The following is a 21,573-nucleotide window of genomic DNA, read 5'->3' as shown; positions in this document are numbered from 1 at the left end:
GCTCCCGAATGTAGAGAGAAAATGGCATGAGACAATGGTTTAAAAGTGGCACTCCCTGGATCTGGCTGAATGGCGGCGCAGTCGCCATGTGCATGATCATGGTGATCGGTCTGATCGGTCTGATTGCGGTCAGGGGATTCGGCCATTTCTGGCCTGCAGATGTCGCGGTTGTTGATATTAATCAGGCCGACGGCGAGCAGATTACGATCATGGGCGAACTGGTGCGCAGTGAGGTCATCTCTGCTGCCGTGGCGCGGGACTCTGGCGAAAGCGTGCCGGATGATGTCGAGCTGGTCACCCGTCACCTGTTTAAACTGGGTAATCGCGATCAGACCGGGCGTGATTTTGTCTGGTTCCTGGAGCTGGGCATGGCGCCCTGGCAGTATCCTGACGATGTGTTTGTTATTGAGCGCCGTGAGTGGGGCAACTTCTACGGTCAACCCGTGGCATTGCTGCGCGAAGGTAATGTGATCAGCACGCCGGATGACGCCAATTTCTGGCCGCAACTGCAGGAATCGGTGGATCGCAGTCTGGCCCTGTTCAGGGAAATACGACGGCTGGAGCGCGGTGAGATCGGGCGCATCAATACCGGCATCGAACAATTGCGTCTGGATGAGCGTAGTCTCGAGCTGAATCCGCCGCCGCCCGAGGTTGAGGCCCAGGAGCGCGCACGTATAGCAGCTGCAGCCGCGCGGTTCGATGCGGATTACGCGGTGCTGCGTGAAGAGCTTGACGCCATTTATCAGAGCACGCAGCGCGACACGCTGCGTATGCAAACCGCTGCTGGCAACGAAGTTGATATCACACTGGCTACCATCGTCCGCGTTACCGCGCCCAATGCCATGTCGGTGTTCGGCAAGCTGGTGCAGTATGTCGAGCGCCTGTGGGAATTTCTTACCGATGAGCCGCGGGAAGCCAATACCGAAGGCGGTATTTTCCCGGCTATTTTTGGTACGGTGACCATGGTGCTGGTCATGTCCATCATGGTGACGCCGTTTGGTATTCTGGCGGCGATTTACCTGCGTGAGTACGCCAGGCAAGGCACCATGACCCGTATTATCCGAATCTCGGTCTACAATCTGGCCGGTGTGCCGTCCATTGTTTACGGTGTGTTTGGTCTGGGCTTTTTTGTTTACTTTCTCGGTGGCAATATTGACGAGCTATTCTACGAGGCATCTCTGCCCGCGCCGACATTCGGCACGCCCGGTCTGTTCTGGGCATCGCTGACACTGGCGCTGTTAACGCTGCCCATTGTGATAGTGTCCACGGAAGAGGGCCTGGCACGTATTCCCAGTACCATCCGGCAGGGCAGCCTGGCACTGGGCGCGACCAAATCTGAAACCTTGTGGAAGGTGATTGTGCCCCTGGCCACACCGGCGATGATGACCGGACTGATTCTGGCGATCGCCCGCGCTGCCGGTGAAGTTGCGCCGCTGATGCTGGTAGGTGTGGTCAAGCTGGCGCCGACGCTGCCTGTCGACGGTACGTTCCCCTACATTCACCTGGAAAGAAAAATCATGCACCTGGGCTTTCACATTTACGACGTCGGCTTCCAGAGCCCCAACGTTGAAGCTGCGCGCCCGCTGGTTTACGCTACCGCGCTGGTACTGGTCATGTTGATTGTGATTCTGAACCTGACAGCCATCAGCATCCGTAACCATTTGCGCGAACGCTATCGCAGCGCCGGTGATTAAATCATTAAAGGAAGAGCAACGCACGATGACAACTCAGACTGCCAATAATAGTTCCGCACCCGCCGATGTCCGCGAGCGACCCGCCATTTCAGCTGCCGGTGCACGCAAAGTGTCAGAGCGTGAAGCACTCTCCCTGGCCGACGAGAAATCCAAGATCGAGGTGAATGACCTCAATCTGTATTACGGCAAAGACCAGGCTCTCATGGGCATTAATCTGATCGTGCCGGAAAAGCGCGTGACTGCATTTATTGGTCCTTCCGGTTGTGGCAAGTCAACATTGTTGCGCTGCTTCAATCGCATGAACGACCTGGTGGATATTTGCCGGATTGATGGCGAAATCATCATGGACGGTAAAAACATTTATGACCGTGACGTTGATGTCGCAGAGCTTCGCCGCAGTGTGGGCATGGTGTTTCAGAAACCGAACCCTTTCCCCAAAAGTATTTACGAAAATGTGGCTTACGGTTTGCGGCTGCAGGGAATCAGCTCGCGACGTATTCTGGATGAAGTGGTAGAAAAGTCTCTGCGTGCGGCAGCACTCTGGGACGAGGTCAAGGATCGTTTACAGGACAATGCCTTTGGCATGTCAGGTGGTCAGCAGCAACGTCTGGTGATTGCTCGTGCCATTGCCATTGAGCCGGAAGTTATTCTGCTGGACGAGCCGGCCTCGGCGCTTGATCCAATTTCTACCCTGAAAATTGAAGAGCTGATCAACGAGCTGAAGCGTGACTACACCATTATCATCGTTACCCATAATATGCAGCAGGCCGCCCGTGTATCGGATTACACGGCTTTTATGTATATGGGTAATATGGTGGAGTATGGTGATACCGATACATTGTTCACCAATCCATCCAAAAAACAGACTGAAGACTACATCACCGGTCGCTACGGCTAGATCGCCAGCGTTCCATGGTTAGCGCTGCTGGCCTGTCATTGTCGCCACACCCATCTCAACAAGGCATCACCGAGTTCCTGTCCGGGACCGGTGTGTGCCTGTGCGTGATTAACCAGTGCCACGACAATGTAATGCCTGCCTGACCGGGCGTGAACATAACCTGCAATCCCGGCCACGCCATTCAGCGAACCGGTTTTGATATGGCTGCTGCCGGCACCGTCGCCGGTAGTCAGTCTGTCCTGCATGGTGCCGTCCAGCCCGGCCAGCGGCAGCGAGGCGACGAACTCAGGCATGGTGGGTATCTGAAAGCCCCGCTGCAGAACGTTGCCCAACAGGTCGGCCGTCAGGCGGGTGTCGCGGCTCAGCCCCGAGCCGTTTGCCATCTCCAGTTCGCCATCATCAATACCGACCCGGGTAAGATAGGCACGCACCGCCGCAATACCTGAGTCTATGCTGGCAGGCTCGTTGCTGTTTTGCATACCCAGTGTCAGCAGCAGTTGGCGCGTCATCATGTTGTTGCTGTATTTGTTGATGGATTTGATAATGTCCGCCAGGGGCGGCGACTGCCAGGTAACCAGAGGCGATGTGGTTTCAGTGTTAATCATCGTGCTGTTTGTTATGGCGCTGAGAGATTGTTCGCGTAGTTGTCCCTCAAACTCGCCGCCCAGCTCTTGCCACAGGGACTGAAACAGCCCGTAATTGTATTGCGCAGCATCCAGCACTGCCCGAGTCATGCTGTACTCACCACAGCTTGCAGGATGCTGGCCGCTAAAGGTGACCGTGTTGGTGGTTTTATCCTCACTGAAACTGATGCCACGCTGGAAACCGGTACAGGCGGTATCGCTCAGTTGCAATCGATTGTTGATGGTCAGATTTGGCAGTGCCGGGTCGCTGTGAATGATGACGTCGCGGCCGTTGGTATGGGGGTAAAAGTGGAAATTGACGACCTGGAAATTGAACAGCAGGGCTTCCGGCAGAACGTTGTAGGCGCGCCCTGACTGATTGTCCACGGGCCTGCCGGCGCGCACTGACGCGTCAAAAAGACTATTGTCCAGTATCAGATCGCCGGTGATCCGTTGCACGCCGCGGCGCTGCAGAATTTTCAACATACTGCGCACGTGTTCTTCCACCAGAAACGGGTCGGCGCCACCGCGGATAAGCAGGTCGCCCTGCAGTGTGCCACTGACCACGGGCCCCAGTGCATAAATTTCGGTTTGCCAGCGGTAATCCGGTCCAAGCACCTCCAGCCCGGCCAGTGTGGTCAGGGTTTTGATGGTGGATGCAGGGTTCATCGGCAGGCCGGTATTGACCGCCAGCAGGGGCGTCGGGTTGCCCACTTCCTGTACCAGGAGGGTATAGGCATCTGCCGGGAAGTTGTGGCCGTTGGTGACGACCCTGACTTCGGGCGGAATCTCGCCGATGGTTTGTGCGAACGCAAGACAGGGCGCTAGCATGAACCATATCAGGATTGCGCTGAACTGGTTCGTGTGTCGGGTCGGACGGTGCTTCGAATGTTTCGTCAGGGTCATGGCTCAAACTACTGATAAATGGTTTTCAAGTGGTTCACTTTTACTGTCAGCAGACCTGGTGTCAAGCATTTCCCGTGGCGGGTATTGCTCTGGTTCAGGGGAAGTTCATGATGCGCTTTTTGGTCTGCGTGGTGCCGAGCTGGTTGTCGAACATGTCGATGGCGGCTTTGACGCGGGCACCGGTGGCGGTAATCTCTTCGACGCCATTGTCGGGTTCGGCAGGCAGCGTAGGCGTAAAAAATGCCACGGTGTCATTCTGGCCGGCACTGGTATAGTCATATGCCTGTTCGTCGCCACAGTCCAGGTATGCATTGCGGCGCTCACGGGTCAGGCAGTCCGGGTGGGTGGAACGGCTTCGACGGTCCTGCTCGGCGCGATTGCGGGCGGCGGTGCGCAGGTCCGTCAAGGAGGGGGCCTGTATGCGCGGTGGTGTCGGCGCCGGTATTTCTGCAATGCTTTCGGCGGGCGCGGCGTCGGGTTCGGCGGTGATGGTCTCGGCGGGAAGGATCGCCTGTGCTGCAGCGGTTTCTTCAACCGGCGCCGCGGACTCACCGGAAGGCATAACCGGTTCTGTCGTGGTCTGCTGTTCTGCTCGGGGCGCCGGGGGCTGCGGGTTTTGCCGAAAGCGTATCTGAATACTGGGCTGTGCAACAATCGCCTCTGGTCTTAGGGTGTCACGTTTGGCGGCATAAGCCGCCAGCGCAAGAATGATTACGTGGGCAAACACGCTGATCAACAGCGTTACTGAGAGCATACGGTGTGCCGCCGGTTCTGCAGGGGCCCGGGAGTCGTCATCAAGCCTCAGGTCGGTCAGGATACCGGGTTCGATGCGTTTTTCCGGAGTTGTGTCGGGCAGCTGGGAGGAGGCCATGGGTGGGCTTTGTTGTTGGCAATTATGCTCGTTTGACTGCTTTTTCTGTCGTCGGTTCCGTTCCAGTTCGGGCGTCGCGCTCGAAATCCGGCCTGGCGCTAAGGATATTGGCTCTCCGTAGAGCCAGTATCACCAGTCGCAGACCGGGACAAGATCATGTAGTCAACAAAGGCGCGAGGAACCTGGCGGTGTGGGATTTTTTGCTTTTGGCGACTTTGGCCGGCGGCCCCTGAACCACCAGTTTGCCGCCGGCATCGCCGCCTTCGGGGCCCACATCAATGACCCAGTCGGCCTCGGCAATGACATCCAGATTGTGCTCGATGACAATCACCGTGTTGCCGGTGTCGACCAGCCGGTGCAGCACACGCAGTAATTTCTCGACATCAGCCATGTGCAGGCCGACGGTGGGTTCGTCCAGTACATAAAGTTTATGCGGCGGTTTACTGCCGCGCAGACTCAGGTGCGGTTTGGCCTTGGCCAGCTCCGCTACCAGCTTGATGCGCTGAGCTTCGCCGCCGCTCAGGGTCGGGCTTTGTTGGCCCAGGGTCAGGTAGCCCAGCCCCACATCCTGTAACAGACGCAGCGGGTGATACACCGACGGTACTGGTTCAAAGAATTCGACGGCCTGATCAATGTTCATGGCCAGCACTTCGCCAATATGTTTGCCCTTGTATTCGACGGACAGGGTTTCGGCGTTGAAGCGCCAGCCACCGCAGTCCTCGCAATCCACCCTGACGTCGGGCAAAAAATTCATTTCAATTTTCTGCATGCCATTGCCGGCGCAGGTTTCGCAGCGTCCGCCGGACACGTTAAAGGAGAAGCGCCCGGGCAGATAACCACGCAAGCGGGCATCAACGGTGTCGGCGAACAGTTTGCGAATGATATCCCAGATGCCGATATAACTGGCCGGGCACGAGCGCGGGGTTTTACCGATTGGGGTCTGGTCCACCTGCAGAATGGAGTCGATGTCCTGCCAGCCGGTGATGTCATCGCAGCCGTGCCACTTGATGGCTTTACGTTTTTTGCCTTTCTGTACCAGTACCTGGCGCAGATTGTCATACAGTACCGAGCGGATCAGTGTGCTTTTGCCACTGCCGCTGACGCCACTGACCGTCACCAGCCGTCGCAGGGGAATACTCAAGGACAGATTCTTCAGGTTGTTAAGGCGTGCCCCGGAGATCTCCAGTGCCTGCGGTTCAAGCGCGTCCCGCGCCTGCTGATCACGCAACGCTGTTACGGGATGACGCAGCGGGTTGGCCAGAAAGCGGCCGGTCAGTGAACGTTTGTTTTTCTTGAGCTGGGAAAACGTACCGGCAGCCACGATCTCGCCGCCCAGGATGCCGGCGCCGGGTCCCACATCTATCAGATAGTCCGCCTCGGCCATGGTAGCGTCATCATGCTCCACTACGACCACAGTGTTGCCGTGTTGTTGCAGCTCACGCAGGGTCTGGATCAATAACTGATTGTCGCGTGCATGCAAACCAATGGTCGGTTCATCCAGGATATAACACACGCCCTGCAGATTGGATCCCAGTTGCGAGGCCAGGCGAATACGCTGCGCCTCGCCACCACTCAGCGTCGGTGCGGCCCGGTTCAGGCTGAGATATCCCAGGCCCACTTTCTGCAGAAACTTCAGGCGACTGTTCAGCTCGACAACAATATCACGGGCGATGGATTCCTGTTTTTTATCAAGTTTGATCTGCGCCAGCGTCTTGTCTGCCTTGTCCACTGACAGTGCCGTCAGGTCGGCGATATTCCATTGCTGGAAGCGCACTGCCAGTGCCGTCGGGTTCAGGCGGCTACCTTTGCATTTCTGACAGGTTTTGCCCGCATGTTCCTGTGCGCTCTCAAGCCATGTGGTTTCTTCGCCGGTTTGTTCTTCATCAAATTGTGCAATCACTTCGCCAGTGCCAAAACAGCTTTTGCACCAACCGTGACGCGAGTTGAAGGAGAACAGTCGCGGATCCAGATCATCAAAACTGTCGCCACAGGAAGGGCAGGCCCGTCGTGTCGAGAACAGGCTGTCCTGGCGTGGCTTTTTCCCGGATGTGCTTGCCGTAACCATCAGCAGACCATTGCCCACGGCCAGCGCTCTGTCGACCAATGTGGTGAGGGCCTTTTCCTGCTGTGCGGCGACCTGGCAACTGCCAATCAGGACTTCAATATTGTGTTCTTTATAGCGGTCCAGTACCGGCCAGTTGTTGGCAGGCAGATAATTACCATCCACCCGCAGCTCGGTAAAACCTTTGCTGACTGCCCACGCCGCCAGCTCCTTGTAGATGCCTTTGCGCGCCACCACGGCAGGCGCCAGCACATTGATATTGACGCCTTTCCAGTCTTTCATCAATCGCGCCAGAATCATTTCCCGGCTCTGCGGCTCAATGGCGACTTCGCAGCGCGGGCAATACTGGGTGCCCAGTTTGACAAAAATCAGGCGCAGAAAATGGTAGATTTCAGTGAGCGTGGCGACCGTGCTTTTGCGGCCACCGCGACTGGTGCGCTGTTCAATCGCCACCGTGGGAGGAATGCCATGGATAGCATCGACATCGGGACGGGTGGCCGGCTGCACAAATTGTCTGGCATAGGCATTCAGTGATTCCAGGTAGCGGCGCTGACCCTCGGCAAACACAATATCAAAAGCCAATGTGCTTTTGCCGCTGCCGCTGACACCGGTCACCACCGTGAACTGGTTCCAGGGGATGCTGACATCGACATTCTTCAGGTTGTGTTCACGCGCATGATGTATCTGAATGGCGCGCACAGTTTTGACCGACCGGGTTCTCCGGGGAGCAGATTTTAGTACGTTTTTACCGGACTGCCGGCGGTTGGCGTTTTGCTCCTGCTCGTACTGCACCAGCGCAGCCGCGGTATGCCCGGGCTTGTCGGCGAGAAAGTCGTCGGGGCGACCTTCGGCGACCAGTTGACCGCCGCCGTCACCGCCTTCAGGGCCAATATCAATGACCCAGTCAGCATTACGGATAATGTCTAGGTTGTGTTCGATGACGAGCAGCGAGTGGCCGGCATCGATGAGTTTGTGAAACGCTGCCAACAGCACACTGATGTCATGAAAATGCAGCCCGGTGGTGGGTTCGTCGAACAGGAACAGGATGCCTTTCTGTTGTGCCCGTTTGCGTCTGGCACGCTGGCGCGAAACCTCAGCCAGATGACCTGCAAGCTTCAGGCGTTGCGATTCGCCACCGCTGAGGGTCGGCACGGCCTGTCCCAGTTGCAGGTAGTGTAGCCCGACATCGACCAGTGGTTGCAGGCAGCTGACAACGTCGCCATCGTCGGCGAAAAATTCCAGCGCTTCACTGACGGTGAGTTCGAGAATATCCGCGATGGACAGCGCGCGACTGTCATCGCGCGGGTCAAGCAGCGTTATGTCCAGTATCTCGCGCCGATAGCGACGCCCGTTGCATTCACTGCAGCGCAGGTAGATGTCGCTGAGAAACTGCATTTCCACATGTTCAAAACCATTGCCGGCACAAACCGGGCAACGCCCATTGCCGGAATTGAAACTGAAGATACCCGGTGTGTATGCGCGTTCTTTGGCCAGAGGCTGGTTGACGAAACGCTTGCGGATGACATCAAAGGCGCCGACATAGGTGGCCGGAATCGAGCGGGTGGTTTTACCCAGTGGGCTCTGGTCCACCAGGACGACTGTTTCCAGGTGTTCGTGGCCACGGATGCTCTGATGCTGGCCGGGCGCTTCAGTGGTAATGCCATATTCGCGGCACAAACCGCGGTACAGTACGTCGCGCATCAGCGTGGATTTGCCCGATCCGCTGACGCCGGTCAGGCAGCACAGTCCACCGAGCGGAATACTGATATCGATTGCCTGTAAATTGTGTTCACTGGCGCCCTTGATGGTAATCTGTCGCGGCTTTGAGCTGACGTCATCGGCGTTGACTGTGATCAAATCCTGCACACTGCGCTCGCCGCGAAGGTACTGCCCGGTCAATGAGTTTTTATCACGCAGCAACTGTGCCGGCGTACCCATGAAACGGACCTCACCGCCGTTTTTTCCGGGTCCCGGGCCAATGTCGATGATCAGGTCCGCTGCCAGCATCACTTGCGGGTCGTGCTCGACAACAATCAGGGAATTGCCGGCGTCGCGCAGGCGATGCAGGATATTGACCATACGCTGCATGTCGCGGGTATGCAGGCCGATACTGGGCTCATCCAGCACAAACAGGGTGTTGACCAGTGATGTGCCCAGCGCAGTGGTCAGGTTGATGCGCTGCACCTCGCCGCCACTCAGGGTTCTCGATTGCCGGTCCAGGGTCAGGTAACCCAGTCCGACATCCAGCAGATAACCCAGGCGGGAACGAATTTCGCCCATCAGCAGGTCGGTGGCTGCGTCCAGGTTCGACGGCAATTCCAGCCGGGCAAAAAAATCGGCACAGTGCGACAGTGGCAATTGCATCAGCTCATGGATGGCATACTGTTGCCCGGATCGTTTCCTGTCGCGGGTCGAGGTTTGTGCCAGCTTCCACCACAGTGCTTCCGGTTTGAGGCGCGCGCCGTGGCAGGCGCTGCATTCGGTGTAAGCACGGTAACGTGACAGCAGTACGCGGATATGCATTTTGTAAGCACGGCCTTCCAGCCAGTTGAAGAACCGGCGCACACCATACCAGACACCGTCGTCCCAATCGCCTTCACCTTCCAGCACCCATTGTTGCTGTTTTTTGCTGAGATCCCGCCAGGGAATATCCAGTGGTATGTTACTTTTCCTGGCAGCTATTTCCATGTCGAGCTGACATTCATGATAACTGGGGCTCTGCCAGGGTTTTATCGCCCCTTGGCGCAGTGACTTGCTTTGATCGGGAATCACCAGGTCAAAATCAACACCAATAATCCGACCGAAACCCTTGCAGCTTTCGCAGGCGCCGATAGGCGAGTTAAAGGAGAACAGACTGGGCGTCGGGTCATTGAATTCGCGGTCACAGTGCGCGCAGTGCAGGCGGCTGGAGTAGCGCAACACCTGCTCTGAATCGGACGCCGGTGCGGCGTAGATGACAGCATGGCCGCTGCCATGGTGCAGTGCGGTTTCGATGGCTTCGGCCAGTCGGTCGCGGTTTTCCTGCGTCAGGCGCAGACGATCCTGTATGGCATGGACCTGGTTGCCTGTTTTGCTCTGGATACGAGTGTAGCCCTGTTGCGTCAGCCATTGTAAAACTTCTTCGTCGCTGAAGTTGTGTGGCACCGTGACCGGCAGGCAGATATGCAGTCGTGTCTCGGGCGCCACAGTTTCATAGAGTGCATCGACAATACTTTGCGTGGTGTCGCGTTTGACCTCGCGCTGACAATCCGGACAGTGCAGGTGTGACAGGCGGGCATAAACCAGTTTCAGGTAATCATTCAGCTCGGTCATCGTGCCCACGGTAGAGCGCGAGGTTCTCACCGGGTTGGTCTGGTCGATGGCTATGGCCGGCGGGATACCTTCTATGCTGTCGACTGCCGGTTTGTCCATGCGATCGAGAAACTGCCGTGCGTAGGCAGAAAAAGTTTCCACGTAACGGCGTTGACCTTCAGCGTAAATGGTATCAAAGGCGAGTGTTGATTTACCCGAGCCACTGACACCGGTAATGACGATGAGCTGATTAACCGGTAGCTCAAGCGTCAGGTTTTTCAGGTTGTTCTGGCGGGCGCCACGAACAATGATGGATTCGATTACAGCGGAGTTTTTTTTCTGTGTCATAGGAATGTCAAATCAGGCACGTGTTCAGGGAGATGAGTGGCTTTGCGAATCCATCGCTGACTGTATTTGCTGCCGGGTTCGGGCATAATTGTCACTGAAGTCGCCGCCCAGCTCAACGGCTTTTTCGGCCAGCGTTAACGCCTGTATCAGCCTGCTTTGTTGTAAGCGTATCTGTGCCAGGTTGTTGTAGGCGGGAGCGTAGTCGGGGTGAGCGTCAATGGTTTTTTGATAGTGCTCTGCTGCGCCGCCAATGTTGTCCTGGGCATACAGCAGATTGCCATAACCCATCAGCAGATTGTTATCCTCAGGCCATCGCGTGAGGCCAGCTTGATATGCCTGGCGGGTCAGCTCGGCAGGGTTGTTGCCCTCCAGTGCGACAACGGCATTGAAGTAGCGTTCAGGTGTCGCGCTTATCGGCATGACACCGGGTTCAACGACCAGCACCGACCAGTGTCCGGCACGTGCCCAGGTGCGTTCGAATGTCGCCAGCGGCACACGGTAGTTTTCGGTGATAGCGGAATTCAGAATGATGTGGCCTTGTTGCAGATCAAAGCCCTTGACGACGGCAAAATGCCATTGCGGATACCAGTCCAGTCCCAGGTTTTGCATAACCAGTACCGGGTAGCCGCGACTGACCTCGCTGAACATTGCCTGTAGCGTGGGTGGCAACTGGTAGGCGAGACGCCCGTAACTGCGGGCGGCTGCCACCATTTCGACCTGGAAGGAGCCCCGACGCTCCGGTACATAGACCAGTGGCACCAGTTCTTCCGGGCTTACCTGCAATTGGCTTGCGCCTAACACAGTGGCCAGTGCAGCCGGGCCGCACTGGTAATCTTCCTGCGGAAAAAAGGGAACATCGGGCACAAGAACAGCATCACTGAATTGTACCGGCGTCTCGTTGAGCAGCGCCGCAGACTGCGGCGGTGACACACAGGATGCCAGCACGATCAGGGTAAACAGACTTAATAACAGCTGTTTCATGCAGTTCGTGCCCGAATACTCAGACTCCCGGGAAAATGTCGGTCACGCCGGCAAGATCAAGCAGGATGAAAATCAACAGAATAGTCAGTACCGCGCCCAGAGCACCTTCGCCTGCCGGCAGCTGGTCCAGTTGTCCCTGAATCTGCAGCAGCTCAGCTTCGGTCAGGTTATTGATACGGTTTTCGATGTCACTGGCGCTGATGCCATAGGCCATCATGGTGCTCTGAACATCGTCACGTGCCATCAGGTTTATCACGCTGTCCCGCTGCATTTGCAGCTCTGACTGCATCGACAATTGCTTGTTGTTTACCATGTCGGCAGATGCAGGTGCAGCAATGCCGCCGACAAGAAACGCGGCCATCATCGTAACCACTACCGGCTTTTTAAAAGTATTTATCATGGGGGACATCCTTTTTTGGGTTGAACATGATCAGCATCTTGAATAAGAGCTGGGGCTGGCGCAGGCTCGGTCATCCGGGCGAAGCTTCGGTGTACACTGCACTTTCGCATACTACGCTACCCATTCTCCATTAACTACCACTCAGTGCTGATAGTCAAGTGGCATCAGCATTGTGCCAGGAGTGGGCAAAAATACCTTCCGTCATAATGCTAGCAGCGAGTATGCTAGTATCGCAAACGGTGCCAAAGTAACCGAGCAACAAACAAAACAAAACTAAATCTAAAACTGGAAGGGAGTCGGATTATGCCAAGCAAACAGCTGTTAGGATTGATTCTGCTGGTAGTCGGCGCAATATTGTTGTACTTCGGCTGGCAATCGACGCAATCGGTCGGTGATCAACTGACTGAAGCGATGACCGGGCGTTTCACTGATGAAACCATGTGGTTACTGATTGGTGGTGCCATTGCACTGGTCGTGGGTGCGTTTTACACCTTCGGACGTCGCTAGCAGGCAAGGCCTGGTGACCTTCAGGCGTCTTTGATGCCGTTAAAGATGGTCTTGCGGGGCCGGGCCATGACCCGCTCCACCATGGGCACAAAAAACGCCAGTGGTTTGGACTCAAAGGCCGGATCGAAGGCCTTGCCGTCGTAAATTTCGCAAAAATGCCGGGTGTATTCGTAGTGCGGGGAGTCCTTGTACTGATCGCGCATATGCCGGTCACCGCCCAGGTGATGGAAATAGTCATAACCCTGAAATATCTGATGGTGGCGAAGTAACCAGTGATTCGCCTCGGATACAAAAGGTTTCAGAATGGCGGCGGCGATTTCGCCATGGTCATAGGTGCCCAGGGTGTCGCCGATATCATGCAGCAGAGCCACCACCACGTATTCCTCGTCCTCACCAGCCTCCCAGGCACGCGTAGCGGTTTGCAGGCAGTGCTCCAGGCGATCCACCGGGAAACCACCGCAGTCACCCTCGAGTAGTTGCAGGTGCCTGATGACACGCGCCGGCAGGTCGCCGGCAAACGATTTGAAGGCAGAGCCGATGATCTGCCAGTCTTCCTGTGTGCTTTGCTGAAAACTGGTAAAGCTGGCCTGCTTGTGCTCGTTCATGCGGGTCTTGCTCCTGATTCAGACGTTTCGTTTACCTGGGTTACCGAATTCTATCATGGCAGAAGGTTATTGCCAGATTCATCAGACGCTGGCCGGCGCCCTAGCGCAGTCTGCGTAATTGCTGGCTGAGCCCTGGCCCGGACAGCTCGCCGACGTGAAAATCAATCATGTTGCCATTGGCATCAAAAAAGTAGGTGCTGGGCAGGCCGCGCGTGTTCAGCAGTCTGCCAGATACCGCGCTGGCGTCGAGCAGAACATTGTCCAGTTCCAGGTCCTCATCGGCCAGGTAGTCGGTAATCTGTCCGGCAGACTCGGCCTGGTTGATGAACACGAACCTGACCTCGGTGTGGCGCTGCTGGGCTGCGGCCAGTACCGGCATTTCGCGCCGACAGGGCACGCACCAGGTGGCCCAAAGGTTCACCACCAGCGGCCGGTCATTCAGCGCCTGCAAGTTGAGACTGTCACCGGCCAGCGTAGTCAGCGCCACCGGTGGCAACGCAGGAAGCGGTTCCTGCTGTTGCGTGATGCTCAGCGTGCCTATGGCCCAGGCGGTGCCGCCGCTTAACACAGCCAATGTCAGTGGCCGGCGCAAGTCAGGCTGCTGCCAGCCACGATAGAGAGCAAAGGCGGCCGCCGCTGTTATGCCGGCCATGAAATGCATACCGCCATCACCTATATCAAACACGCTGAGCGGCTCGACCAGATAGTCGTCAAGGTATATCAACACAAACACCAGGCGCGCACTGACGAAGCCCAGCACCAGCATGATGCCAAGCGTTGGTGCCGGGTGATGACCGTGACGACGGCTGACAAGCCAACCGACCAGCAATGCGATGGCAACACCGGCAAGCACCAGCAGGCGTTCAACTGACAAGGCCAAAGGGCCGGCAACCTCAAACAAACGCAATACCTCCGGGAAATCGCCGCCCGCAGCAATATCGCGGGCGATACAGGGACAGGATTATAGCACTCAAGCCAGCGTGGCGCTGCCGGGGAACAAGGTGGAGCCAATTGCATTGGTTTTTTGCAGCGCCGTGGTTTATCGTCACGGTCTGACGTACAACATCAGCAGGACATCTTATGAAAGTCATCAGCAATCAACGTCTGTTCGACGGAGAACAGATCCGCATTGAACATCCTTCAGAGACGCTGCAGTGTATTATGCGTTTCTCCCTGTATCTGCCGCATGGTATGGCGGCAACAAAAAAGGTGCCGGTGCTGTACTGGTTATCGGGCCTGACCTGCACTGATGAAAACTTCACTACCAAGGCCGGTGCGCAGCGCGTTGCTGCCGAGCTGGGTATGGCGCTGGTGATTCCCGACACCAGTCCGCGCGGTGCTGCGGTGCCGGATGACGACAGTTACGACATGGGGCATGGAGCAGGTTTTTATGTCAATGCCACGCAGGCACCGTGGAAAGCGCATTACCGCATGTATGATTACATCACGCAGGAATTGCCACAGTTTGTGACCGCACATTTTCCTGTCAGTGACCGGAAAGCGATCAGCGGACATTCGATGGGCGGGCATGGGGCGTTGTCGATAGCAGTGAAAAACCCGACGCAGTACACCTCGGTGTCAGCGTTCGCCCCCATCGTGAACCCCATGGCCTGCGCCTGGGGACAAAAAGCGCTGACACAGTATCTGGGTGACGACCGCAGTGAATGGGCGCAATACGATAGCGTTGAACTGATCAGGGAGCGGGGCCTGCCATTGCCATTGCTGGTAGATCAGGGTACGGCTGATGATTTTCTCGCCGAACAGTTGTTGACCGACAACCTGTCGGCGGTCACCCGTGACCAGGCCGATGCCCGTATCCGTTATCAGGAAGGGTACGACCACAGCTATTATTTCATTGCGACATTTATTGCAGAACATTTACGGTTCCACGCGAAATTTTTATTCGCGTAAGACACAGCGACAGAGGATTGAATAGATGAAAACACGAGCCGCGGTAGCATTTGGTGCCGGTAAACCGCTGGAAGTACTGGAAGTCGATCTGGAAGGCCCGAAGGCGGGCGAAGTATTGATAGAATTGAAGGCGACCGGGGTGTGTCATACCGATGCATTTACGCTGTCAGGCGATGACCCCGAGGGTGTATTCCCGACCATTCTGGGTCACGAGGGCGCAGGGGTAGTGGTAGAAGTGGGTGCCGGGGTCAAGTCGGTGTCGGTTGGTGATACCGTGATTCCGTTGTACACGCCGGAATGTCGTGAGTGCGATTATTGTCTGCATCCGAAAACCAACCTTTGTCAGGCTATCCGCAGCACTCAGGGCAAAGGCGTCATGCCCGATGGCAGCAGCCGTTTCTCTCTGGATGGCAAACCCCTGATGCACTACATGGGTTGCTCCACCTTCTCCAATTACACAGTGCTGCCTGAAATCGCAGTGGCGAAGATTCGCAATGATGCGCCGGTCGACAAGGTTTGTTATATCGGCTGTGGTGTCACTACAGGTGTGGGCGCAGTCGTATTCGATGCCAAAGTGGAGCCCGGTTCGCGTGTGGTGGTATTCGGTCTGGGAGGCATTGGCCTGAATGTGATACAGGCGGCACGCATGGTCGGCGCGCGCCAGATCGTTGGTGTGGATATCAATCCGGCCAAGGTTGAGTTAGCCCGTAAATTCGGCATGACCGACTTTATTAATCCGAAAGAAGTTCATGATGTTGTGGAAGCCATTGTTGAAACCACCAAAGGTGGTGCGGACTACACCTTTGAATGTATCGGCAATGTGAATACCATGCGTCAGGCACTGGAGGCCTGTCACAAAGGGTGGGGTGAATCGATCATTATCGGCGTGGCCGGCGCCGGGCAGGAGATTTCGACACGGCCGTTCCAACTGGTGACCGGTCGCGTGTGGCGTGGCAGTGCCTTTGGCGGTGCCCGAGGTCGAACCGATGTGCCGACGATTGTCGACTGGTATATGGAGGGTAAGCTCAACATTGATGATCTGATTACCCACACCATGCCGTTGGAAAAAATCAACGACGCGTTTGATCTGATGCACGAGGGTAAATCCATCCGCAGTGTGATTCTGTACTGAGGATTTGTTAATGACAGGATGGATGGCAGCGCTGGTATTACAGCCCGCGTTGCCATTCCTCCCTCAGCGCAATGCGACCGGGTTGGTGGATCGCAGTACGAACCGTATCCAGCATCTGTGCTTTGTCTTTGCCCAGGACGCCTTTCAGGACCAGATAATTTGACGCATGATCGCTGCGAAAAATTGTAGTGTCCAGCTCCAGATGCTCGAGGAACACCTCCATTTCACGAAACAGTTCTGACTGGTTGAGTTGACGCCAGCGTCCGTTGAAGTTTTTGGCAAAGCGCTCGCTGCCGTGCGGGAAATCCACCACCAGCGTCGACAGATACTCGGGCTGTGCCGCGTTCATCAGGCGCGCGCTTTCGATGGCATGCCGTTCACTAAGCTCGGGGCCACCCAGGCCATTGAGCACCATCACTGAACTTTTGATGCCGGCGGCTTTCATTTTTTCCAGTGCCGACAGAGAGCTGTCAAAGTTCTCACCTTTCTCGATCAATCTCAGTAATTCGTTGTCGCCGGTTTCGCAGCCGACATACATCAGGCTCAGACCTTTTTCGCGCAACGCACGCAGGTCTGCTACGGATTTGTTTTTCAGGTTGCGGGGCAGGCAGTAGGCACTGACCCGTGGCTTGTGCGGCAACCAGCGGTTCAGCAGATCCATGATCCCGTGCAATCGGCGCACAGACAGCGTCATGGCATCACCGTCGGCCAGAAACACACGGTACACCGGATAGCCGGCCTCGATAATGCTCTTTAACTGTGCTTCGATCTGAGCCAACGGAGCCGGCTGGAAGCGCTTCTGCTCGGCGGTGTACATATCGCAGAACGTGCAATTGTTCCACGAACAGCCATTGGTGACCTGCAGGATCAGGGACTTCCACTCACTGGGTGGGCGAAAGACCGGTTCGATATAGGATAGTGGATACATAGGGCGCAGTATAACAACTGGACGCGACCTTGGCGCCCGCTTGGCGTAAAATACCGGGTTTTCTCACTGCGGACCGCTTGCATGGATTTAGTCATAGCAATGAGTTTGGTGTTTGTCGGGGCATTTGTGCAGACCGCCGTTGGTTTTGGTCTGGCTGTCATTGCCGCGCCCGTGCTGTTTTTCATCAACCCTGATTTTGTTCCGGCACCGGTCACAGTCTGCGCCCTGGTACTGTCCCTGATCAACGCCTGGGCGTTTCGCGATGGTGTGTCATTGCAGGGACTGAAGGCCGCGATCATTGGGCGGGTGCCCGGATCACTGGCCGGGGCGGGTCTGTTGTTGTTGATCGACAAGGACATGTTGGCGTTATGGATTGGTCTGTCCGTACTGTTCGCGGTAGTCGTGAGCCTGTCCTCGTTGCGCTGGCATCCGACGCCGGGCAGGATGATGACCGCGGGTTTTCTGTCCGGCTTCATGGGCACCAGCACGTCCATAGGAGGGCCACCAATGGCCCTGTTATGGCAGCATCAGGACCTGGCGCTTATCCGGGCCAATCTGGCCGCATTCTTCGTGGTTAGTTGTTTGATTTCATTGGTTATCCTTGCACCCATCGGGCATTTTGGCATGATCCATGTCTGGCTCTCACTGCCACTGTTGCCGGCAACAGTCCTGGGCTACTGGGTCGCACGCCGGACCATGCATCGCCTGCCCGCCCGGGCTATTCGCTACGGCTCACTGACACTGTGTGCAATATCCGGGCTCTATGCGGTCGCGACAGCGTTGCTGTAAGGGCCCTGGGTAGGGCGCTGTCTAAGCGCCGGGTGTTGCTGTAAACTGCTTTGTGGATTAAGACTTTACGGCGCCGCCAGGGTCTGATTTTATTGGCTGAAGCCCAATGTAGCGGGCTAAAGGTTGTTACAGGGAGATTTTGAGGGTGGACAACAACGTCGTGGAACAAATAACAAATACATGGCCGCAGGATACAAGCATTGAAGCGTTCCGTCGTACCTGGATCCTTGAAGGCGAACCGTTATGGGAGCGGGTCTTTGCTGTGCACCATGAGCGCATGCAAATCAAAAACGGCAAAACCGCGTTACGCAACTTGCAGAAGATATTTACCTGTACCTTCCGTCTGGCGAACAGCCAGGGCTTCCACTCCATGAGTTTGCGTGATCTCAGCCGGGAAACCCAAATCAGTATGGGCGGCCTGTATGCCTATATCGGCAGCAAAAGTGACCTGGCATCAGCCATTGAGGCTGTGGTCCGGCAAACCATTGATGATGTGATGTCCGACCTTGAGCAATATCAACTGGATCCCTATCAACGCCTGAAGGCCGTCATCAGTGCAGATCTTTACATGAATCACATCATGCACCCCTGGTACTATTTCTGTTTTATCGAGGCCAAAGGTCTGGACAAGGCGCAGCGTGAAGCGGCGATCGAAATGGAATTGAAGTTCGACCAGCGACTGGAAGAGATATGCCAGCAAGGAATCAAGTCAGGTGTGTTTCGTTATGACGGTGATACGGCATTGCTGGCGTCAAGTACAACCGCCATGCTCCAGCAGTGGTATCTGAAGCGTTGGAAATTCCAGCATCTGAAAGTCGGTATCACAGACTACGCCGCCTTCGTTTTTCAGCATGTACTGACCAGCCTGAACTACCAGTCGCAGGTCAGCGATCCGCTCAGTCTGCGTTCTCAGGCCTGATACCTTTTTTGGTCGCATAGAAGGCGCGGATGTTGACGATGTCCGCGTCGGCATCGCCCGTCGGGTAAAAAAAATCTGCCAGTCCCGCCTCTTTTCTGCTCACATCCAGATACCCCATCAGAATCGGGATGCCGGCCTTGTTGGCGATGTGATAAAAGCCGGTTTTCCATTCCTGCACCTTTTTTCGGGTGCCTTCCGGAGGCACGAGCACTACCAGTTGCGGGTTCTCCTGATACTGAGCGGCAACCTGGTCAACGATGCCATGGTGGCTGCGCCGGTCAATGGGTATGCCGCCAAGCCAGCGCATCAGACCGCCAAACGGGAACATGAACAGACTGTGTTTGCCCATCCAGTGCAGCTTCAGTTGCAGTTTCAGGACGACCATCAGCATCAAGGGGAAATCCCAATTGCTGGTGTGTGGCGCGCCGATCAGGACAAAGCGTTGATCCTGGATCGGTTTGCCGATCGCCTGCCATCCCAGCAGCGCCAGAATGCCGCCTGAAATACCCCGCAACAGGGGAGTCAGCAGAGGGGTGTTAAAAACAGTGGTGCGCATTATTGTTATTTTTTTGGGTGTTGAATCGGGCATTTACCAATCCTGGATGTAGGGCGTGAAGTCTTCCTGTTTAAGCGGCCGGCGCGGGCCATCCGGGGTACCCAGGTAAATGAACCCGAGGATACTCTCCTCTGCGCTCAGCCCCAGGCCGCTGGTTACTGTGTCATGTGTCGCCATGGGGCCGGTACGCCAGATAGCGCCGATGTCTTGCGCATGAGCGGCGATCAGCAGGTTATCAATGGCGGCACCAGCGGCCAGCTGTTGTTCAAATACCGGTACTTTGGGGTGATCCCTGGGGCTGCAGATACCGACAATGATCATCGGTGCGCGTAACGGTTTGCCGCGCAATTTGTCCAGCTTCGCCGGGGCCAGACCGGGCTCATCCAGCAGCGTTGCCTGCACAAACAGTTCTCCCAGACGTTCAAGCGCTGCCCCGCGCAGGATCAGAAAGCGCCAGGGGCGCAACAGGCCATGGTCCGGTGCACGCATCGCGGCCCTGAACATGTTGTCGACAGCCTCCTGGTCGGGAGCCGGTTCTTTCAGTCGGGACACTGAGACCCGACTGTGCAGAGCGGTTAAAGCATCCATCAATGTCTGCCTGTTGTCATTGGGCGCCCGATCAGGACTCGACATCCCGGGCGGGCAGAAAACGGGTGTGGCCGCCGGTTTCTGCGCGGCTGTTCCGAAGGATAAATCAACTGCATCGGGCTGGCCAGAGTTTTGCGGCAGGCAGGGTCAGACTGCGCCGACAACATCGAGCTGGGCGCGCTCTCTGTCCATGACCCGGCGAAAGGTCAGCCAAGACAGGGCTGCCATCAATATATTGCCAACAACGGCGCCGCCAAAAAATCCGGGCAGGCCAAACAGCATGCTGCCAATCCAGGCCAGGGGAACGTAGAATACAAAGAAGCGCGCCATGCTCAGATACAGCGCCACCATCGGGCGATGAATCGCATTCAGGGCCGAGTTGCACAAGATAATGACGCCCTGCATGCCGTAGCTCAGCGGCATGATCCAGATGTAAAGGCGGATAATACCGGCGACTTCTTCGTCACGGGTAAACACCCAGGCAATGAGTGAGGCGCCGGCCGCCATCAGCAGATAGACCATCAGTTGCCAGCCCAGCACAAAACGCAGTGACAACCGGCAGGCTTCCTCGATGCGCTCGAGTTTGCCGGCCCCGAGATTCTGGCTGACAAAGGGGGGCAGGGTGCTGGACAGAGCCAGGATCACCATGCATGCCATGGATTCCAGCCGGGACCCAACACCAAAGGCCGCCACCGCGGTGTCACCATAACCGGCAATAATGGCCGTCATCACGCCAGCTGCAATCGGTGTCATCATATTGGCGCCCGATGCCGGGATACCGATACGCAACATCTCGCGCGCCGAGGTTCTGAAAACCTGCATTGACGGCAGGCCCTTGTGAATCAGTTCGTGGCGGATAGCCAGGAAGTAGAACAGGAAAATGCAGGCGCCTACCCAGGAGAACAGCGTCGCCAGTGCGGCGCCCTGAATGCCCATGGCCGGTATCGGGCCCCAGCCAAAGATGAGCAGAGGATCCAGCACGGCGTTGATCAGTCCGGCGCTGGCCATAACGATGCTGGGCGTGCGGGTATCGCCGTTGGCGCGCAGCACTGAGTTGGCGCAGATCAACGCCACCAGCAGGATACTGGTGGGTAGCCAGATATCCATGTAGTCACGGATGGCAGGCAGCATGCTTGCCGAGGCACCCAGGAGTAAAAAGATCTGATCCATCAACAGATAGCCGATCAGGGCCAGTACGCCGGCCAGGGCCATGGCGACGTAGTTGGTGACAGTGGATGCTTCTTTGGCCTTCTCGGTTTCGCCGCGGCCGATGTATTTGGCAACCACGGCCGAGGTGCCGATGCTGAGGCCAATGGCCAGGCTCATGATGGTGAAGGTAACAGGAAAGGTAAAACTGATCGCAGACAGGGCTTCCGTGCCCAACATGCTGATGAAAAAGGTATCAACCAGGTTGAAACTGAACATCATCAGCATGCCCAGGATCATCGGGATGGTCATGCTGATCAATGTCGACGCGATGGGACCGTCGGTCAGTTGGTAACGCTTGTTTGCCCTTTTTTCTGCCATATCAGGCCATCGCGGTTTACTGTCGGATTAATGTTGT

Annotated in this window: 18 protein-coding genes; 7 read left to right on the top strand and 11 right to left on the bottom strand. The window is 56.4% G+C overall.

The window, feature by feature from the left end; translation table 11 throughout:
- Positions 1–26: 26 nt before the first annotated feature.
- Entirely contained in the window at positions 27–1,694 is a 1,668-nt protein-coding gene (gene pstA, locus ENH71_RS09330; RefSeq protein WP_294130885.1) for a phosphate ABC transporter permease PstA, read from the top strand.
- A 25-nt stretch (positions 1,695–1,719) separates the two neighbouring features.
- A complete protein-coding gene (gene pstB / locus ENH71_RS09325; RefSeq protein ID WP_294130883.1) occupies positions 1,720–2,592 on the top strand; it encodes a phosphate ABC transporter ATP-binding protein PstB in 873 nt (290 codons plus the stop codon).
- Positions 2,593–2,627: 35 nt separating this feature from the next.
- Here pstB and dacB read toward each other — a convergent pair whose 3' ends face one another.
- The 5 genes from dacB to ENH71_RS09300 form a co-directional block, all read right to left on the bottom strand.
- Positions 2,628–4,121: a D-alanyl-D-alanine carboxypeptidase/D-alanyl-D-alanine endopeptidase gene (dacB, locus tag ENH71_RS09320; protein ID WP_294130880.1), complete on the bottom strand. Its 1,494-nt coding sequence runs from the start codon at positions 4,119–4,121 to the stop codon at positions 2,628–2,630.
- Positions 4,122–4,215: 94 nt separating this feature from the next.
- Entirely contained in the window at positions 4,216–4,992 is a 777-nt protein-coding gene (locus ENH71_RS09315) for a hypothetical protein (protein WP_294130877.1), read from the bottom strand.
- A gap of 154 nt (positions 4,993–5,146) precedes the next feature.
- A complete protein-coding gene (gene uvrA / locus ENH71_RS09310; RefSeq protein ID WP_294130874.1) occupies positions 5,147–10,693 on the bottom strand; it encodes an excinuclease ABC subunit UvrA in 5,547 nt (1,848 codons plus the stop codon).
- Positions 10,694–10,717: 24 nt separating this feature from the next.
- Positions 10,718–11,674, bottom strand: a complete 957-nt coding sequence (locus ENH71_RS09305) for a PA2778 family cysteine peptidase (protein WP_294130871.1) — start codon at positions 11,672–11,674, stop codon at positions 10,718–10,720.
- 19 nt (positions 11,675–11,693) lie between these two features.
- A complete protein-coding gene (locus tag ENH71_RS09300; protein ID WP_294130868.1) occupies positions 11,694–12,074 on the bottom strand; it encodes a PA2779 family protein in 381 nt (126 codons plus the stop codon).
- A 303-nt stretch (positions 12,075–12,377) separates the two neighbouring features.
- On the opposite strand from ENH71_RS09300, the gene ENH71_RS09295 reads away from it, so the two are divergent.
- Positions 12,378–12,581, top strand: coding sequence for a DUF3185 family protein (locus ENH71_RS09295; RefSeq protein WP_294130865.1), 204 nt, complete (start codon positions 12,378–12,380; stop codon positions 12,579–12,581).
- A gap of 20 nt (positions 12,582–12,601) precedes the next feature.
- Here the strand turns inward: ENH71_RS09295 and ENH71_RS09290 are convergent, their stop codons facing one another.
- Together ENH71_RS09290 and ENH71_RS09285 are read right to left on the bottom strand one after the other, a co-directional pair.
- Entirely contained in the window at positions 12,602–13,186 is a 585-nt protein-coding gene (locus ENH71_RS09290) for an HD domain-containing protein (RefSeq protein WP_294130863.1), read from the bottom strand.
- Between the two features lie 100 nt (positions 13,187–13,286).
- A complete protein-coding gene (locus ENH71_RS09285) occupies positions 13,287–14,087 on the bottom strand; it encodes a TlpA disulfide reductase family protein (protein WP_294130861.1) in 801 nt (266 codons plus the stop codon).
- Between the two features lie 179 nt (positions 14,088–14,266).
- On the opposite strand from ENH71_RS09285, the gene fghA reads away from it, so the two are divergent.
- Both fghA and ENH71_RS09275 read left to right on the top strand, forming a co-directional pair.
- Entirely contained in the window at positions 14,267–15,097 is an 831-nt protein-coding gene (gene fghA / locus ENH71_RS09280) for an S-formylglutathione hydrolase (protein WP_294130859.1), read from the top strand.
- 25 nt (positions 15,098–15,122) lie between these two features.
- A complete protein-coding gene (locus ENH71_RS09275) occupies positions 15,123–16,229 on the top strand; it encodes an S-(hydroxymethyl)glutathione dehydrogenase/class III alcohol dehydrogenase (protein WP_294130848.1) in 1,107 nt (368 codons plus the stop codon).
- 37 nt (positions 16,230–16,266) lie between these two features.
- Here ENH71_RS09275 and ENH71_RS09270 read toward each other — a convergent pair whose 3' ends face one another.
- Entirely contained in the window at positions 16,267–17,157 is an 891-nt protein-coding gene (locus ENH71_RS09270; RefSeq protein WP_294130846.1) for a radical SAM protein, read from the bottom strand.
- Positions 17,158–17,256: 99 nt separating this feature from the next.
- On the opposite strand from ENH71_RS09270, the gene ENH71_RS09265 reads away from it, so the two are divergent.
- Positions 17,257–17,946, top strand: a complete 690-nt coding sequence (locus tag ENH71_RS09265) for a sulfite exporter TauE/SafE family protein (protein ID WP_294130844.1) — start codon at positions 17,257–17,259, stop codon at positions 17,944–17,946.
- A gap of 145 nt (positions 17,947–18,091) precedes the next feature.
- Positions 18,092–18,865, top strand: a complete 774-nt coding sequence (locus tag ENH71_RS09260) for a TetR/AcrR family transcriptional regulator (protein ID WP_294130842.1) — start codon at positions 18,092–18,094, stop codon at positions 18,863–18,865.
- On the opposite strand, the gene ENH71_RS09255 is transcribed toward ENH71_RS09260, so the two are convergent.
- The 3 genes from ENH71_RS09255 to ENH71_RS09245 all read right to left on the bottom strand — a co-directional run bounded on the left by ENH71_RS09255 (position 18,843) and on the right by ENH71_RS09245 (position 21,536).
- Positions 18,843–19,454, bottom strand: coding sequence for a lysophospholipid acyltransferase family protein (locus tag ENH71_RS09255; RefSeq protein ID WP_294130840.1), 612 nt, complete (start codon positions 19,452–19,454; stop codon positions 18,843–18,845). The two genes, ENH71_RS09260 and ENH71_RS09255, sit on opposite strands and share 23 nt — an antisense overlap.
- On the bottom strand, positions 19,455–20,009 hold the full coding sequence (locus tag ENH71_RS09250; protein ID WP_294130838.1) for a nitroreductase family protein: 555 nt from the start codon (positions 20,007–20,009) through the stop codon (positions 19,455–19,457). It lies immediately after the preceding gene.
- A gap of 147 nt (positions 20,010–20,156) precedes the next feature.
- Entirely contained in the window at positions 20,157–21,536 is a 1,380-nt protein-coding gene (locus ENH71_RS09245) for an MATE family efflux transporter (protein ID WP_294130836.1), read from the bottom strand.
- Positions 21,537–21,573 lie beyond the last annotated feature (37 nt).

Origin of the sequence: Pseudohongiella sp., from assembly GCF_011050365.1 — a bacterium.
In the GTDB taxonomy this organism is placed as follows: domain Bacteria; phylum Pseudomonadota; class Gammaproteobacteria; order Pseudomonadales; family Pseudohongiellaceae; genus Pseudohongiella.
This window is presented reverse-complemented; position numbering and strand designations above follow the sequence as displayed.